The 16,882-nt window shown below is 60.7% G+C and carries 14 protein-coding genes; 4 read left to right on the top strand and 10 right to left on the bottom strand.

All coding sequences use genetic code 11. The features are described from left to right. Positions 1-193 precede the first annotated feature (193 nt). The 3 genes from IB267_RS18100 to IB267_RS18090 all read right to left on the bottom strand — a co-directional run bounded on the left by IB267_RS18100 (position 194) and on the right by IB267_RS18090 (position 1,345). Positions 194-511, bottom strand: a complete 318-nt coding sequence (locus tag IB267_RS18100; protein WP_192448845.1) for a hypothetical protein — start codon at positions 509-511, stop codon at positions 194-196. Between the two features lie 54 nt (positions 512-565). Beyond that, a complete protein-coding gene (locus IB267_RS18095) occupies positions 566-883 on the bottom strand; it encodes a hypothetical protein (protein WP_192448844.1) in 318 nt (105 codons plus the stop codon). 156 nt (positions 884-1,039) lie between these two features. Continuing rightward, a complete protein-coding gene (locus IB267_RS18090) occupies positions 1,040-1,345 on the bottom strand; it encodes a Nif11-like leader peptide family natural product precursor (RefSeq protein ID WP_192448843.1) in 306 nt (101 codons plus the stop codon). A 231-nt stretch (positions 1,346-1,576) separates the two neighbouring features. On the opposite strand from IB267_RS18090, the gene IB267_RS18085 reads away from it, so the two are divergent. From IB267_RS18085 to IB267_RS18075, 3 genes are all read left to right on the top strand, one after another. Beyond that, positions 1,577-3,325 carry a GNAT family N-acetyltransferase gene (locus IB267_RS18085; RefSeq protein ID WP_192448842.1) on the top strand — a complete coding sequence of 583 codons (1,749 nt, stop codon included), beginning with the start codon at positions 1,577-1,579 and terminating at the stop codon, positions 3,323-3,325. 114 nt (positions 3,326-3,439) lie between these two features. Further along, entirely contained in the window at positions 3,440-3,745 is a 306-nt protein-coding gene (locus IB267_RS18080; protein ID WP_192448841.1) for a hypothetical protein, read from the top strand. Beyond that, on the top strand, positions 3,742-4,689 hold the full coding sequence (locus IB267_RS18075) for a GNAT family N-acetyltransferase (RefSeq protein ID WP_192448840.1): 948 nt from the start codon (positions 3,742-3,744) through the stop codon (positions 4,687-4,689). The genes IB267_RS18080 and IB267_RS18075 overlap by 4 nt, the downstream gene beginning before the upstream one ends. 5 nt (positions 4,690-4,694) lie before the next feature. On the opposite strand, the gene IB267_RS18070 is transcribed toward IB267_RS18075, so the two are convergent. The 3 genes from IB267_RS18070 to IB267_RS18060 form a co-directional block, all read right to left on the bottom strand. Beyond that, on the bottom strand, positions 4,695-8,249 hold the full coding sequence (locus IB267_RS18070; RefSeq protein ID WP_192448839.1) for an MBG domain-containing protein: 3,555 nt from the start codon (positions 8,247-8,249) through the stop codon (positions 4,695-4,697). Positions 8,250-8,259: 10 nt separating this feature from the next. After that, positions 8,260-9,966, bottom strand: a complete 1,707-nt coding sequence (locus tag IB267_RS18065; RefSeq protein WP_192448838.1) for a ShlB/FhaC/HecB family hemolysin secretion/activation protein — start codon at positions 9,964-9,966, stop codon at positions 8,260-8,262. A gap of 531 nt (positions 9,967-10,497) precedes the next feature. After that, positions 10,498-11,388: a LysR family transcriptional regulator gene (locus tag IB267_RS18060; protein WP_192448837.1), complete on the bottom strand. Its 891-nt coding sequence runs from the start codon at positions 11,386-11,388 to the stop codon at positions 10,498-10,500. A 135-nt stretch (positions 11,389-11,523) separates the two neighbouring features. Between IB267_RS18060 and IB267_RS18055 the strand changes: the two genes are divergently transcribed. Further along, positions 11,524-11,859, top strand: a complete 336-nt coding sequence (locus tag IB267_RS18055; protein ID WP_192448836.1) for a helix-turn-helix domain-containing protein — start codon at positions 11,524-11,526, stop codon at positions 11,857-11,859. A gap of 211 nt (positions 11,860-12,070) precedes the next feature. On the opposite strand, the gene IB267_RS18050 is transcribed toward IB267_RS18055, so the two are convergent. From IB267_RS18050 to IB267_RS18035, 4 genes are all read right to left on the bottom strand, one after another. Next, on the bottom strand, positions 12,071-12,526 hold the full coding sequence (locus IB267_RS18050; protein WP_210335900.1) for a plasmid maintenance toxin (PemK-like): 456 nt from the start codon (positions 12,524-12,526) through the stop codon (positions 12,071-12,073). Continuing rightward, entirely contained in the window at positions 12,507-12,863 is a 357-nt protein-coding gene (locus tag IB267_RS18045) for a hypothetical protein (protein ID WP_192448835.1), read from the bottom strand. The genes IB267_RS18050 and IB267_RS18045 overlap by 20 nt, the downstream gene beginning before the upstream one ends. A 345-nt stretch (positions 12,864-13,208) precedes the next feature. Further along, positions 13,209-15,260 (bottom strand): ATP-binding protein, encoded by a 2,052-nt coding sequence (locus tag IB267_RS18040; protein WP_192448834.1) that lies wholly within the window; start codon positions 15,258-15,260, stop codon positions 13,209-13,211. Continuing rightward, a complete protein-coding gene (locus tag IB267_RS18035) occupies positions 15,241-16,749 on the bottom strand; it encodes an ATPase domain-containing protein (protein WP_192448833.1) in 1,509 nt (502 codons plus the stop codon). Before IB267_RS18035 ends, IB267_RS18040 begins: the two co-directional genes overlap by 20 nt. Positions 16,750-16,882 lie beyond the last annotated feature (133 nt).

Below are 16,882 nucleotides of genomic sequence, written 5' to 3'. Positions count from 1 at the left end.
CGGCCTTGAGTTCGCTGGCGCAAGCCGCCTCGCGGGGCCATTTGATGCGACCAAAGGCGGACCCCGGCCACTGTGCGCTCGATTGGTGCCCCTGCAACGGTTGAACAACAAGAACCGCGGACCCGGAAGCCAGATCCGCGGTATTGGGCACCGCCGCGCCAAGACGGCTCTCATGAAGAGCGTGGCGAGACGGTCAACCGCGCTTGGCGACGGATTGGTAGGGGCGACCACATGAATCGGTCGGGCCTCTGACCTGTCCGTAGCCACCCGAGACGATTTCCAGTTCCATCTCCGTCAACTCGTCCCCGCCAGCTGCCTGCTGAACGATGGTGCCTAGGTCTGAAAGAGCTGACCTCACAAGCTCCTCAGTCGAAGCAAAGCCGCGTTTGTCGGCCTCATCCATGATGAGCTCAATTAGCTCCGCTTCACTCCCGGCCTGCGCGAAACGATCGAGCGTTTTAGTATCCTTGCGGATCGCGACATAGAATTGAACGCCTTGTGTATCAGTCATCGGTACGCTCCTCTTCAATCAATGGCTTCAGCGCGTGCATGAACCACGAATTGCTCATTTCTTGCACGCAGGCGTCGAAGGACGGTCCCGGTCGTTGTAGAAGAGAAAGGCGCTGAACCCTAAGCCGCCCGACACGATCTCCAGCTCCATCTCACTGAGTTCATCCCCCTTCGAGGTCTCTTCGATAATGGCTGGCAAGTTATCGAGACCAGCCTTGACGAGTTCCACCGTCGGCTCGAAGCCGAGCGTTTTTGCCTCATCGAGTATGAGCTCCACGAGCTCTGCCTCGCTCGTTGCTTGACCGAGCCGGGCGAGGGTTTCGGTGTCCTTGCGGATCGCGGCGTAGAATTGGACTGTCTGTTTGTCTGTCACCGGTAAATTCCTTTCTGGGTGGCCTTGCAGGCGGGTTGGAGCCCCGAGCAGATCTTCGACCAGGGGCTCGGCACGGTTCCCACGGGGAGGATGATTGGAAGCAACGCCTTGCCGGCTTGGTCGGGAGCCAGTTCCGATCCCCGTGGCCGCGGTCGTTCACTTGCAACTGAGGGTCTTGGTCGTCCTGTGCTCGACGAAGCTCGAAAACATGGTGCCGCCGGAAACGATCTCGAGTTCCAACTCCGTCAGTTCTTCACCGTTTGCAGCTTCTCTCATCAAGCCGGCAAGATCCGACAGACCTGCACGAACAAGATCGGCAGTCAGCTCGAAGCCACGCGACTGTGCTTCGTCCATGATGAGTTCGATGAGCTCCGCTTCGCTCGTTGCCGCGCCAAGTCGTGCCAGGGTCTCCGCGTCACCCCGGATGGCGGCATAGAAGCGAACGTTATCGCCATTGGTCATGTTGGGTCCTTTCTCGGATCGCTCGGCGTGTTTGCCGATCGCCAGGATCATTGGTGATGCGCTGCGTCGTGGAAAGCGCTGCGGGCTATGACAAGACGGCAGGTGCTATGGAAATTGAAACGGGACGCAGACCATTCATAGTCGTGCTCTGCTATTCATAGTTCGGCCGTCAGGACGCCTTTGCGGGGCCCCCTTATGATCGAGGCATGTCATCCACTCCACGGATCAGCCATGCCCACCGATCTCGATGCCCTGCCCTCAGCACTACCCGAAGCATGGACGGCCTTGAAAGGCATTCGTGAGTTCACGGATGCGCAGCTCCGGTCGGAGATAGACCGCATTCGACAGACGCATGCCTGGGCCCTCGTCCAGGACGACAATCTGTGGGGTGATCTCGTCCTGTGGCAACGCCTCGAAGGGGCTCAATCCTTGGACGGCCGCCCCCTGCTCCTTTTCCTCGCGGAAACCACCCTGCCCCTGCCGGAGGACAACTTGCTTGCGGCCGCAGCGAACGCCGGCTTGCATATGCTCACACTCCGGATCGAAGGCAGCGAGGTCAATATGTCCTTGGCGGCGGAAATCAGGCGCCTTGCAGGCCATGGCATTGCGACACAAATCATCGCCAGCGGCGATGCGAAAGCATTCGCCCCTTTGCGTCACCTACCCACGCCGCGCATCGTACCTGCGGATCCAAGGTCCGAGCGTAGCGAGTGGCGGGCGCTCAATGCACCAGATCTCTACGCTATCCGGTTGAATGCGCTCATCACGGCGCTCCGCCTTCCCTCATCTGCCGCGCGAAGGGCGGACGCCCTTTCAAGGGGCAGCGACGCCCGGTCACCGGCCATGCTGACGCGCCTTGGTGAAGCCGAACGCCGCATTGTCGACATCGTCATGGCTAGGAACGCCGTCGATGATGGCCTGGCCGCAACGGCCAGCTTCTACCTCGATCTGCGTTTGAATGATCTGATGACCTGGGGCGACGTCATCGCTCCGCCGCCGGTTCGATTGGTACGACGCGGTGCGGATGGTCTCACGCTTGAAACCCTGGCGGGGCCAGAGCCCGACTGCATGCCGCTGACCTACGGCCGCTTCTGGTTTCACTGGTCCATGAGGCGCCCGGACTGGCTCGCGATCGCAGCCCGCGGGACCGATTCTAAGATTGTCGGGTTGGCTCTGTTGTCCGAGCCAATCACTGTTGACGGCGGCCTGGGGCGGCGGCTTTTGTCTCTTTCCGTCGATAGTGCCCATAGACGTCGGGGCATTGCGAAGAGCCTTCTTGCCCTTTCGGCCGAAGCTGCGCGTGAAAGCGGCACGCCGACCTTGTTTACGACCTATTCGCATCACATGGCCTCCCGCACGCATTTCGAGCGGACCCTTGCCGCCTGCGGTTGGACCAGTCCGGAGCCGATGGAATACATGATCGTCGGCCAGGCGAAGTGGGTACGCGCAGCGGAGCGAGAATGGGCGCCGGTTCTCGCCCGTGCGGCACGGCAAGGGTTCTCCATGTCCGCCTGGACCGACGTCAGCGACGCCGACCGCGTGGAAATCGATGCGGCGATCCGATCGGGTGAAGCCCCAGCCGAATGGCATCCGGATATCTTTCTCAAGGACGGGAACGAAGCCTTTTCGCTCCTTCTTCGCTATCGGGAAAAGATTGTCGGCTGGATCATCGGCGAACGCGACGGCGATCTCTGCGTGCACTATCGGCGCGGGTGCCTCTTTCCACCCTATCGCAAGTACGGGTTTCTTATCGTTGGGCTCTACGAAGCCTGCCGTCGCCAAGCCGCGCTTCTTGGGGAAGACAGCGTCTGCGTAAACTGGGCAAGTGCCGGCTCCGATATGGCCCGTTTCATGGAAACCCGCCTTCGACCGCTCCTGGACGGCACCTTCCTCCATCCACCGCAACTTGCCAAGACACGCTTTGAACGGCCCGGCGGCTATCTCGAAATTCGCTATCTCGCACGCAGGCAGGCCGGTTAGGTCTTCGGTCCGCCTGTCAGCAATTTCATAGTCTTTGCCGATGCCTCATAGTTTGTTGCGCGCATATCGGCTGGTTTGGCAGATATTCTAAAGACTGAAATCAGGATAGCCGCCATGCCCGCCTTCACCTCCGAGGAACTCCGCCGTGCACTCGTCGCATTGCAGGACCTCGTCGACTATGACGAGGAATTTCGGAACGCCGCCCGGCAAGACGCCCGAGTGGCCGTCGAGCAGGCGCTGGGACTGACGCTGCCGGCGGATATAGAGGTGCGTCAGGAGGAGGCTGACGGGCGAATGCGTCTTGCGGCCGAGTGGCGAACGGCCGGTGAACTCAGCGACGACGAACTGGAGGTTGTGACAGCCGGACTGGTGGATCCCTCGACTTCGGCGCGGGAAAAAACCGTGGTTCAGCGGATTTGACGGAGCCACTGGTCTTTGAAGTGCTTGATAAACCGGAGGAGGGTTTCCGCACCCTTAGCTACCCAAGGTTCTGGGCATACTGGTCGTCTACGGCTTGTGACTGGCAGGGGATCGTCGCCCGGCAGGCTGGTGGAGGCGCAGTCGGGCTGGCGCTCATGGGCGCAATCCACGAGCAGGGCGGCAAAAGGAGTCGGCGCTTGCTTTCGGTTGCTGTCGCCCGACAGTCCCGCGGCACCGGCATTGGCCGAATCCTTGTTGCCCTTGCCGAAGCCCAGGCGCGCAAGCAGAGCGTTGAGGAGATGTTCGCTCTTTACCCCGGTCGCCTGACGTCGCGACCTGCGTTCGAGCGCTTGCTCGCGGTTTGCGGCTTTGAAGCGCCACGCCTCAGCGAGTACACCCTGAGCGCCGAGGTGAAATGCGTGTCCAATGCAGCGAGAGAATGGTCTTTCTTGCTTGAACGTCTCAAGCGAGATGGCTTCCGCTCAGTGCCTTGGCGAAGCCTGTCCGAGGTCGACCATCTTGTCATCGAGGAGACGCTTGCGTCCGGAAAGATCCACTCGGACTGGCGGCCGTACGCCCATCTGGATCAAACGTCCCTCGATTTCTCTCTCGCGCTTTTTCACCGTGGCGATATCGCAGGCTGGATCGTCGGTCGCAAGGAAAACGACCGTCGGGTGTCCTATCCACTTGGTTACGTTTTGCCCCGATTCCAACGTCGTGGTTACCTGGTCGGCGGCATGGTCGAGAGCTGCACACGGCAGGCAGATAGGCTCGGCGGCGATAGTGTGGCGATCTACTGGACGCTTCCCGAAACGTCCATGTATCGCTTCATGGAAAGGCGCCTGCTGCCCCTCCAATGGAAGGGAGAGGCAAACCAGGATGGACCGAGCCTCGCCACGGAGTGCAGGGCTGACATTCGCTTGTTGTCGCTGAAACGCCTGTAGGCCGGTCAGTTCACCTCATCCCTCATCAAGCACCCGCATCCGCGCGCATCCTGGGTAAAGCGGGTCAAGCGACCGGTCTTGCCACCTGCTGATTTTTCCAGCCCGACCAACAATTCCTCGGTCGGAGCGACCGTGCGCGGCAATGTGACAATGTTGGCCCCCGCCGGATCGGGGCGTGTGGTGACAAGAAGCGTCCGGCCACCGTGCGGGTACAGCAGCGGATCGCGGCGCAGATCACCGATGAAGTTGACCGGAACGGGAAGCAGACCGACGTCGGTGACAAGCGGAGAAGGCGACGATGTGGTTTGCGGCCAAAGCGGCAGTCGTGAGGGGGTGGCGGTTGGAACTGCTGCGGCTGGCAAAATGCTCAATAGGCCATTCACCCACGTAATCGCGTAGTTTGAAGAACTCAATCCGGAGGCCGATATGGCGTAGGTTCCGGCATTCTTCGCCCCTTGCGCCGAACCGCCATAGACGAGCGAGCCCGACAGAACCGACGCATCTTCGCCATTGACGAAGCCAGAGTAGCTCACGCCGTTGCCACCGGTATAGCTGGCCCCGCTATAGGAGCGGCTGTCGCCATTGGCCGTCACCGTCAGCGCCGCCGGCGTGATCGAGAGCGAACCGTCGACATAGGAAATGCTGTAGTTGCCCGAGGAAAGCCCAGAGGCCGAGATCGCATAGTTGCCGGCGTTCTTCGCCCCTTGCGCCGAACCGCCATAGACGAGCGAGCCCGACAGCACCGAGGCGTCTTCGCCATTGACGAAGCCAGAGTAGCTGACGCCGTTGCCGCCGGCGTAGCCGGCCCCGCTATAGGAACGGCTGTCGCCATTGGCCGTCACCGTCAGCGCCGCCGGCGTGATCGAGAGCGAACCGTCGACATAGGAAATGCTGTAGTTGCCCGAGGAAAGCCCGGAGGCCGAGATCGCATAGCTGCCGGCGTTCTTCGCCCCTTGCGCCGAACCGCCATAGACGAGCGAGCCCGACAGCACCGAGGCGTCTTCGCCATTGACGAAGCCAGAGTAGCTGACGCCGTTGCCGCCGGCATAGCCGGCCCCGCTATAGGAACGGCTGTCGCCATTGGCCGTCACCGTCAGCGCCGCCGGCGTGATCGAGAGCGAACCGGCAACGTAGGAGATGTCGTAGCCGGCCTGCCCTGAATAGAGCCCATCGGGTGTGATCGTATAGTTGCCGGCATTGCTGCCGCCCCCTCCGATCATCGCTGTTCCCATCAAGAGACCCAAGTCGACCGCTCCTGCAAAGGAGGCATATGTGACGCCGAACGACGGGGTGCTACCGCTGTAGACCGCGGTGCCCGAATTGGCGGCAACGGTGATTGGCCTCAGGAATGCTGAAAGCAAGGGGCCGGACTGCCCCTCATAGATTCGCCAGATCGTCTTTTGCCCGCCGCTCGATGCCATGCTCCAACCGGAAAACGTTGAAGGCGTTCTCAGTTGAGCGCTCGTGATCGCCTGCCCGGAACCGTTGTCGGGCCCGGTATCGAGAAAGTAGCTGTTCGAAATCGTCGTCCCCGAAGCTTCCCCGATCAAGCCCCCGGCCGTTGCGGCGGAAACCGCGCCGGTCGCGTAGGTATTGGCAACATCGCCGCCGATGTCGTCTCCCACCAACCCGCCTGCGCGGGTGACGCCAGTCACGTTGCCGGTGGCATAGGAATCGGCGATCGATCCCTGGTTGATGCCGACGAGCCCGCCCGCCGAAGCACCGAAGCCGCTCGCACCATTCGCCGCGACGTTGCCAGTCGCGTACGAACCGCTGATAATGCCCCTGTTACGACCGACCAGCCCGCCTGCGCCGTCATTGTTGGATGTAACTGTGACGCCTTGGGCACCGACATTGACCACCTGCGCTTCGTTTGCGCCGAACCCTCCGCTTGAAACCATGCCGGCCGCGGCACCGACGGTATAGCCGCCGGTGACATTTCCGCCTGAAATGGTGAAATTGCGGATCACACCGTCGCCGCCCACGAATCCAAACAGTCCTACGCCCTCAAGGGTCGGCCTGTTGATGCTCAGGTTGGAAAGCGTATGGCCCAGCCCGTCGAAGATGCCGACGAAGGCGTCCCGACCCTCCGGCTGGAGTGTCCCGCTGATGTTCACGATCGGCGCAAAATTGCTGATCGAGGAAAGGTCAAGGTTGGACCCGAGCACGTAGTGTCCCGGAGTGTTGCCAAGGTTCGACGCGTCGCCGATCGCCTGCAATTCTGCGGCGGAATTGATGATCGAATAGTTGATGGCAGTTCCATCCGACCCCTGTTTCGTCTGGAAGGACGCTGTCGACGCCAGATTGACCTCTCCCCTGACCACGTAGGTCGAGGTGTTGTTGAGGACCGGTGTTGCCTGCCCGTAGCTGAAAACCAGGCCGCCGGTTCCGGTGACGTTGAGTGCACCGTTCACGACAATATCGTTTTGAGCTTCCAGCGTCAGCGTGCTGCCATTGCCCCAGCTGACGGCGTCGTTGACATATATGTCACCTGCCGTGCCCGCGCCCCCGCTTATGGATTGCACGGTCACCGAGCCATTGCTCGCAAGCAGGCTTGTCAGCATGGCGCCGGTCATGTCGCCGCCAGAGGCTGCAATCGTATAGTTGGTGGGATCGATCAGAAAATGACCGGACTTGCCGTGGGCGGAGCGGGTCGTAATCCTGGCTTTGTCGGCAATTGTAACTTTCTTGGCGGAGGTTTCGATGAATCCGCCGTTGCCGTGATCCGGGGCCGATGCGTCGAGGGTCCCGGAGACTTTCACTGAACCGCGTTCCATGTCACCCAGGAGCAAGATCCGGCCATTCTTGTTGACCATGCCCTTGGCTTCGACCGTGCCGGAATTGTTGATAACCGACGCCTTGGCCGCGCTTGCGCCCTTTGCGGTGAAAATCACGGTACCGCCTGGCGCCTTTACGGCGCCTTTGTTGTCGACCAGGGTGGAAAGGGTCGACTCTTCGACCTTGACGGAGATCAGTCCATCGCCGCCGAAATCCAATCCCACTTTCGTGCCGGCCGCCAGGGCCGTATCACCGGTGATGGTACCCGCGTTGGTCACTTCCGGCGCGATCAAGGCCACGACTTTGCCGTTGAGGCTGCCGTCGTTGGCAATGCTGCCACCCGTTCCGGAGAACGTGTATTTCCCAGCCAGAAAGTCACCATCGGCGATATCGAGGGTGGAGGCAACAAGCGCCGCGGTGTTCACCTGCGACCCTGCCCCGAAGACCACGCCGTTGGGATTGACGAGGAAGACCTGGCCGTTTGCACTGAGCGCACCTCGAATGTGGCTCGGTTCCACACCGGTTACGCGGTTGAGGGCAACGGAACTGGACGACGGTTGCTGAAAGACCACCGAATTGGTGCCACCGATCGAGAAACTGTTCCAGTTCGTGACCAGGCGGTCACTTGTCTGGTGGACCGTGAGTGTCGAACCCTGCGTGGAAATGCTGCCCGACCCCGAAACGATGTTCCCGCCGGTCGGCAATTCACCTGCAAGGGCCGGTAAAGGCAGCGCCGTGCTGCCAAGCAGCGCCATAAGGACGCTCGAATAACGATTGCTCATCTCGTTCCTCCTAAAACCTCATACGGCCCGACAACCAGAGCTGATGGCGCCCCGTCCCGCCGTCGACATTGGTGCCATTGGCACTGCGGCCCGGGTTGTCGCCGAGCCCCATGCCCCAGCCCGCCGTCAGCGAAAGGCTCTCGCGCTGCCAGTCGAGAGTGAGCCCCGCGGCAAAGAGCGCGTATTCGTTCTTTCCGGTGGCCGTGGAAAGCGTGACGCCTCTTGGGCGCGCATTGATTTTCGCGTATCCGCTGTCGAAGAAGCCGCCCAACTGCAACTGGCCCCACTCTTCGGGAACCGGAAGATCGTGGCGTAGTTCCAGCGTGCCAATCGCTCCCGTGTCGGCAGAGGCTTCTCCGACCGGCCAACCACGGATGCCGTAGGGCCCGCCAAGCGCAATTTCTTCCGATGATTCGAGGTTCTTCGAGGCCCATTGACCGCTAACACGGGCAAGTAACGTCCATCGGTCCGCCAGGCTTTGTTGGCGCTCAATCCGGGCATTGAAGCGAGCAAAGCCGCCCTCCGTCTTGAGGCCCGCCGCGTCGGCTGCCGCCGAGCTTGTGACGCGGGAGAGGTCAAGTGCGCCGTAGGTGGCGTCCAGTCCCCAGCTCGTCGTCCCGTCGAAATCCCTATCGATACCGCTCACCGACAGCGTGCCGGTGAGAAGGCGCTTGTCGTCGAGCTCCCCTGCCGCCGAACCGTTTCTGAGCGCCTTGCCCGTCACGGCTCCACCCAGCGACAGTTCCGCGGCGCGGTCGCGAAAGACAGGATGGGTGAGACCGAGCACCAGTTGATGCCCGTCTCCATCCAGGCCCGCCGCGCGCCCGGTATCAGTGACGTCATGATAGGTCAGATAGCTGTAGGCACCATTCACGAAAGTGCCCCCAGTGCCGAGGGGAGCGCTTCCGGAAAAGCGGCCATAGACCATTCCTTGCGAGGCGACGCTCTGGAGGCGGAATTGCTCGCCGTATCCCCAGGGGTCGCTGAAACTAAAAAGCGCATTGGCTTCGGGTTTCCCGGTGCTTGCCGAACCGAAATTGTCCGCCCAGATCTGTCCCGCAAAAAGCGGGCCCTCCTCAATGCCGATCGAAACCTTGGAGGTGCCCGGATTGTCTCCCGCTTCCACGCTGGCGCGAACCTTCAATCCCGGTAGACTGTTCATCTGAAGCAGCGCTGCCTCCAGCTGCTGCTCTGTCATTGACGCGCGATCGTTGAGATAACGTTGTTCGATCCCTCTGAGGACCTCGTCCCGAACGCGAACGGACCCGACCCGCACCAAACCGACGTCTTCCACGCGCGCTTCCATGAGGGCTATCTCAACGACACCCTCGGTCACATCCTGTGGAGGCAGAAAGGCCCGCGCAAACAGATGCCCCTTCGATTGGGCAAGCCGGGTTACCTCTGACGTGAGGTCACGCAGACCGGAAAGGTCGAAGGCTCTCCCGGCGGCGGCTTCGACAAGCCGGGTGCGCTCTTCGGGCGACAGCAGACTTATCCTGCCTGAGAAGATCAGATGGTTGACCTTCACCGTGATGCCGCCGGGCTCGATGCGCTTTGCCTCGGCGCGGACGTCTTCGACGTCCGCAGGTAATGGCTCAGGGCGCGGCTGCACGGACTGCTGCTCGCGGTCGCGCAGGAGCGCGCCGGCATCCTGGGCAAGCGCGGGAAAGCCAAGTTGGGCGACAAGTGCTAGTCCGAGAAGTACGACGCGCGACACGGGCACACCTTTCGAAGATCGACGTTTCCCATCCGCTGACATGGAGGCGATGCGCACGGCAATGCACCCGCCCGGCATTCATAGCTCTTGTTCAGGATTCATAGTTTGCGCCCCTTGCCGGCAACGGCCTTCCAACGATGGATTTCTGAGCGACTGTCCCTGCAAGTTCGTCCGCTCTGACACGGAAAGGTGGTGGCGAGCCACCACCTTTCTTGCTGTTGGGCATTTGAAGCGACGCCCCCCGGAGCGCGACTTATCGGATCGAAGCGGTCTCAAGAGTTCGGAGGGTGAGGCGAAAATGCAAGCTGACGTTTGCGGTCGTCGGCATCCTGCCAGAACGGGGCGAACTTCTTAGCGGAGGTCGTTTTTTTCTCCCGATCCGTTGCCGACGGCTCACAAAACGTGCGTCGATCGGCAGGGAGAAGAATCCGGGCCCACCATACCGATCGCCACACATCCCAGACGGGCATGGCCGAACTCGAGGTCACGAAGTTCGTGTCGCAAACCCCGTGTAGCTGAGCCTGCCCACCCTCACCTCCCCGGCCGCGCCAACGATCGGGCAATGTCGATGATGTCGTCGCGCGCCGCGGTTGGATCCTCCTTATTCCAGGCGACGCCAAGCCCGATCTTCAGATCGACACCGCGCACCGGCTTGAGCTCAAAGTTTCGGTTCGGCAGATCCTTTGTCCATTCCGGCACAAAGCCGATGCCAAGGCCGGCTGAGACCAGCGATACCAACGAGAAGGTGTCGTCACAGCTGTACGCGATGTTGCCAACCAACCCATGGGTGTCGAACATCTCGGAGAAATACCGCTCCGAATACGAGAGGTTCTGACGGGAAAAGGCGATGATCTTCTCTCCCCTGAGGTCCTCGATATCGATCTCGCTGCGGAGAGCCAAGGGGCTCGTCTTTTCGACCGCAAGCAGATAGCGCTCATGGGCGATCGAGAAGAAGCGCAAGGAGCCGATGTTTTCGACCGGCCGAATGAAGCCAAGATTGATCTGGCCGTTTTCCAGGCCGCGGATGATGTCTGAGGTCGAACCGCTGCGCACATGCAGCGCCACATCGGGAAACTTCCGACCGATCCTCGACAGAAACGCCGGCAGCACGCCAGTTGTTGCCGGATAGACGGTTCCGATCCTGATCGTGCGGGCCGCCTTGCCAGCAACGGACCGCGCTACCTCGGCCGACAGCCCGACATCGCCGATGATCCGAACGGCCCGATCGTAGAACGCCTCCCCTGCCCGAGTGAGTTCCACGCGCCGCGTCGACCGATCAAGTAACCGCACACCCAACTCCTTCTCCAGCGCCTGGATGTGTGAACTCAGTGCCGGCTGGGCGATGCACATGCGCGCCGCCGCCCGATGGAAGTGCAACTCCTCAGCCACCGCAACGAAGTACGAGAGTTGGCGCAGTTCCATGTCGGCATCTCTCCACATCGCTCGTCGCGCCGGTGGCCATCTGCCCGACGAACACAATCATGACTACATATTGTTCTTATAACACTCCAAATCGTTCGTGGCCAGATGCGTGTCTCTGAGGAACAGATTGTTCCCATGGACACTCTCGCCAAACGATTGCAGGAGCGAGCCCAGCAGTTGGGCATTTCGAACGCCGAAGCAGCGCGGCGCGTGGGGCTCGATGAGCGCCGTTATGCGCACTATGCGTCCGGCCGCCGCGAACCTGACCTAGCGACGCTCGTGAGGATTGCCGACGCCTTGGGAACTTCACCGAATTGGTTGCTGGGGGTTGCGCTCAATACGGCAATTGATCAGCACCTTGCCGCACTCGTCGAACGGTTCGCAAACGCCGCGAACGGGATGACGAAGCAAGAGGTGGAACTCTGCGTCATCCAGGCTGAAGCTATCGTTGCTGCGAAAGCCCGCGGATAACACATCCAGTCGAGACATTATGCGATCTGCTTGGCCCAGACGGTGAACATACGCGCAACGAGCCTTTGCCAGGGTTGGTCTGCCCTTCGGCTTGACGGTTGCTTCACGGGAGTTCGGCGCAAGATGCTGGCGAACCCCATGATTGCCGTCCCGTCTTTTCGGGGACGTCATGCGTGCGCCATTTTGCAGAAATTGCCGGAACAAATCGCTTTTAAGAACTACGCGGGGTCGCCCGATGTCTTTGGCTGCGCGCTAGCCCGACAAAACGACGCTTCACCTCTTCGAACAGGGCTGGAGGCAACGGGCCGTGGTAGCCGCTTTCCGTGTCGAGCGGTCGGTCGTCCGGCCCTGGCCAGGCAAAGCGGTTGCTTTCCGTCACAACAATCCAGGAGCGTTCGTCATCTAACCCCAATCGACGCTTTGTCGCCGGCGGAATCTCGACGGCATCGGCGGGGTGGGAAGGTGGCGTATGCGTGATCGGAAGCACCCGCACCACCGGCGTTCCATCTTCCAAGGTAGCAACGATGGCAAGAACGAGCGCCGGGCGATCCTTGTCCCCCTCTTCCCGTCCTTCCAAGTGCTGCCAGTGCCAGAGATAGGAATAGCGGAAGACCCAGCCGGTCGGGCTGGGGGCCGCCGATGATTGCTTACCAAAATCTTCGATCAAACCGCGCCGTGATCATCGGCACTGCTGCTGCCCCTGCGGCCCCTAGACGAAGCTGCTGGAAAACGCGGGTAATGACGAAAGCTAGCGCGGCAGTCGCAGCAACCCTGAGCCAGGGGTGGCGTTCGCCATATGTCGGAGAAGCATCGATCCCTTCGGTCTGTCCGCGAATTTCGAGCAACCGCGCCCGCAGGCCTTCAACTTGAAGACGGAGGCTTGCGATCTCTTCTGCGGCAGAAACGCGTGCTGCATCAGACACATCTTCCGCCTGGTTGTCGTCTTCCAAGTCTGCGAAATGTTCCTGCAATTCGGATCGGTCGTATTCGGTTGCTTTACCCATCAGAGGCTCTCCCATGAACAATGCGAATCGCGACCCAACGCGCCAACAGGGCGGTGTCATCCAGATGAAACTCGCAGGCCGCATAGCAGTTCCAAACTCGCGCGGGGTCACAGCGCAAATATACTGCGCACCGCACCGTAAGCACTCATCCCTACGCGGCGCAACCGGATTGGCTCCGGCCCACCCTGGTGTCTTCCATTGGAACAGTCGACGCTACATGCGCCCCGCCGCTCCCTCCGGGCCGCCAGCGAGCCGTCAATGCCACTGAGATTGCCTCGTATTCCGATCAGGTCCCCAATACCCCGCCAACCGCCCTTCATCGGCAGCTAAAGCAGCCGGCCCCCTTTAGGAATCGCTCAAGACACGCTCGATCTCAATGGCGAGTTGCCGCTGAGTGTAGGGCTTTCCGAGCCTCGCCACGCTGAAGTCGATACCTTGCGGCAGTTCGGCATAACCGGAAGCGATGAGGATGGGCAGATCGGGAACCAGTTGACGGGCGGCCTTCGCCAACTCTCCCCCCGTCATTTCCGGCATGGAATAGTCCGTAATCAGCAGATCGAACCGATCATTGCCTTCAAGATGCGCGAGAGCCTCCCGTCCGGAATGCGCCTCGACCACGTCATGGCCGAGGTCGATGAGCATATCGACCGAACTCATCGCGATCAGGAAATCGTCATCGACCAGGAGGACGCGAAGTGGTTCGAGCCGACGAACGGCTTCCGTGGCCTGGGGCTTTTCCGGGGCAACTGGCCTTTCGCCCGATACTGGGATCCAAAGTTCGGCCGTCGTGCCTTTCCCAGGTTTGCTGTCGAGCCGGAGGGCTCCTTTGAGTTGCAGCGCAAGCCCGTGGATCATCGACAGGCCCAGGCCCGTACCCTTGCCAAGCTCCTTGGTTGAGAAAAAGGGCTCGATCGCTTTTTGCAGTGTATCCTCATCCATCCCGTGCCCTTCGTCTGTAACGGAGAGCACGCCGTATCGTCCTGTTGAAAGCTCGCCCTCCTGCGCCGGCACGCTCTCCTCACGAAGCCTTATGCGGATCGCGCCGCCCTGGGGCATGGCATCACGCGCGTTTACCACCAGATTTAGAAGCGCCAACTCTAACTGGTTGGAGTCAGCAAGTATCGAATCCATGCGTTCGGGAAGACTCGTTTGGATGACTATGCCCGTGCCAACCGTGCGCTTGAGTAGATCGACCATCTCCATAACCAATTTCCCCAGATCAACCGCGTCAACACTAAGGTCCTGCCGGCGCGCGAAAGCCAGTAGACGCTGAGTTAGAGACGCGCCGCGTCTGGCCCCCTGAAGGGCACCGTCGATCAGGCGTGTGGCGCGTGCGTCACCGTGGGCGTGCTTATGCAGAAGTTCGAGGTTTCCCAGCACAGCCATCAACAGATTGTTGAAATCATGGGCGATCCCGCCGGTTAACTGACCGATGGCCTCCATCTTTTGCGCCTGCCGAAGCTGCGCCTCGGCGCGCTCGCGCTGGGCCACTTCCGCCATGACGATCCCGTGGGCCTTGTCTAGTTCGGCTGTGCGTTCTGCGACACGCTCTTCAAGGATTTCGTTCAACCGCCTCTGTTGCTCGTCGGAGGACACTCTGGCGGTGACGTCGGATGAGACGCCGACCATCCTGACCGCCTTTCCGCTCCGGTCGCGATAGAGCTGAGCGCGCATTTCCACCCAATGAACAGAACCGTTGGGCCAGAGGGTGCGATACTCGATTGCATAGTCGATCCCGTTCTCGACGGCGGCCGTCATTGCCGAGTTCATTCTTACGATATCATCAGGATGGGTGGCGGACAGGAGATCGTCATACGCCAACGCTTCGGTAGGATCTCGACCAAAGATCTCCCTGCAGGTGACCGACGTTATCAAGTCTTGGGTGACGAGGTCGAGTTCCCAAGCACCGAGATGACCCGCCTGAAGCGCAGTCTGTAGCCGTCGCTCGCCTTCGTCCAGCGCCTCGATGCGAAGTCGCGCTTCGTACTGGCGTCGGCGTCCCCGAAGCGCCGAACTCGCGACGCTGATGAACGTCGTGGCGTGGAAAGGTCGTTCAACGAAGCTGACGTTTCCCATAACCTCCGACAAGCGTATGGCGGAAGGGTTACGCTCAGGCCCACCCCCGCGACGGGTCAGAATGATGAAGGGGAGGTCGGACCAACTCGCTTGCGCCTTAATCCATGCCGAAAGGGGGCGAAGGTCCGCCGAGCGCAGGGCCTCCTCCGTCACCACGGCAAATGCGGTATCCTCACCCAGGGCCGAGAAGAAATCGTCGATATCCTTGCTGGTTTTTGATGGGATGCCCGCTTCCGCCAGCAGCGCCGCCGCTATCTGTGCGTCCCGGCCGAGAGGTGCGTAGATCAGAGCAATGGCGCTTCTATTCGGAATCTTCCCCACCCTCCGTGGACTTCATCAGAGGTTGACTTTCGCCAACAAACGTCGGCACACCGCGTAGGATACCCTGAAAGTCTGAAAGCGGCATCCCAAGCGAAATGCCACCTCGGCCGATCCGGAATTCCCGTATCGTCTGCTCGTGTTCGCCGGTGCGCTTCTTCACGACCGAGATTGCCCGCCTGACCTTGCCCGCCGCCTCGAAGTAACGCAGCAGCACGACGGTATCGGCAAGATAGGTAACATCGACCGGCGACTTCATGTCACCGACGAGCCCATGCTGCGCCACCGTGACAAACGTATTTGCGCCCTGGCGGTTGAGGTATTGCAGCAGTTCATGCATGTGCAGGATCAGTGCGCTTTCCTCCGGCATGGAGGCCTGGTAGCCATTGATGCTGTCGATGACGACCGTCTTCGCTTCAAAGCTCGTAACATGGTCGCGCACGCGCTGGGCGAACTCACCTGGGGAAAGCTCGGCTGCATCCAGCTGTTCGATGTGAACCAACCCGTCCCGCCGGTGTCTCTCCAGGTCGAAGCCGAGCGCCTTGGTGCGCCGGAAGAGCAGTCCCAGTTCTTCGTCGAAGATGAACAGGACCGCCTTTTCCCCGCGCTTGACGGCAGCATCGACAAACTGCAGCGCAAACAGGCTTTTGCCCGTGCCTGCCGGGCCGATCAGCAATGTGCTTGAGCCTCGTTCGATACCGCCACCCAGCAACGCGTCAAGTTCAGCCAGTCCGCTCTTTAACATTGAGCGGTCGAACTCGGTGCGGTGTTCGGTCGCCCGCAGCCTCGGGAACACGCAAACGCCGCCGGTCCTGATCGTAAAATCGTGATACCCGCCACGAAACGCCTGCCCGCGATATTTGGTAACCCTGAGGCGGCGTCTTTCCGAACCATAGCTTGGCGCCAGTTGTTCGAGATGAATAACTCCGTGAACCACGCTGTGAACCGTCTTGTCGAGGCTGTCGGAAGTCATGTCGTCGAGAAGAAGGACTGTCGCGCCCGTCGTGGAGAAGTAGTGTTTCAGCGCGAGGATCTGGCGGCGATAGCGAAGGGAGCTCTGTGCAAGGAGCCTGATTTCCGACAGGCTGTCGAGCACGACACGGTTCGGCTGAACCCTTTCAAACGCCTCGAAGATCATCTTGGTCGTCTCGCCAAGCTCCAGGTCCGACGAATACAGCAAGCTCTGCTGTTGCTCGGGGTTCAGCAGGCTCTCGGGTGGCACCAACTCGAATACTTCGATGTTGCGATCGATCTCCATCCCGTGCGACAATGCACTGTCGCGAAGCTCCGCCTCGGTCTCGGAGAGCGTGATATAGAGACATTTTTCGCCGAGTGCCGCTCCCTCTTGGAGAAATTGCAAGGCGATCGTTGTCTTGCCCGCACCGGGTGATCCCTCAAGAAGGAATACATGACGGCGTGAAAGGCCACCGACGAGAATATCGTCAAGCCCCTCCACACCGGTTTTTGCCTTCACCGAAGCGCTTGCGTCCATTTTTGTCCTCCGTTGGTCCAGATAAATTAGGGTCGAGCTGTGCGATGGCAACACCGCCGCAGCCGTGCCCGGAGGTCCTTGACTGGCAATGTTGTCAGCATGCATAAGCCGATCTCGTTGCCGAGATCCCAAA

The sequence above is a fragment of the Ensifer sp. ENS09 genome, assembly GCF_014852425.1.
Lineage (GTDB): Bacteria > Pseudomonadota > Alphaproteobacteria > Rhizobiales > Rhizobiaceae > Ensifer.
The sequence above is the reverse complement of the archived record's forward strand: the minus strand, read 5'-3'. Positions and strand labels throughout refer to the sequence as shown.